Source organism: Flavobacterium cheongpyeongense, from assembly GCF_003202435.1.
Taxonomy (GTDB): domain Bacteria; phylum Bacteroidota; class Bacteroidia; order Flavobacteriales; family Flavobacteriaceae; genus Flavobacterium; species Flavobacterium cheongpyeongense.
On sequence record NZ_QJHK01000077.1, the window covers coordinates 1 to 238 of the forward strand.

1 protein-coding gene is annotated in these 238 nt (G+C 51.3%); it reads left to right on the forward strand.

Annotated elements, in window-relative coordinates:
* Positions 1-238 (forward strand): Ig-like domain-containing protein (locus DMB65_RS22290; RefSeq protein ID WP_165835020.1); only part of this gene is annotated, 238 nt, incomplete at both ends.

A 238-nucleotide genomic window follows, 5' to 3' on the forward strand; every position in this document is an offset into this window, starting at 1 on the left:
GTTTCACTCCCTCAGCCAACTATAACGGATCGGTAAGCATCCCTTATGTGATAACCGACGGTACAGCCACCGCTACCGCCAATGAATTGATTAGCGTAAGTCCTGCCAACGATGCACCGGTAGCCGTTGACGACAACTATACCGTAGCCGAAGAAGGCACCGTAACCCTGACCCCGTTAAGCTTAGATACCGATACAGATGGGGATACATTAAGCATCACCAGCATCAACGGCACAGC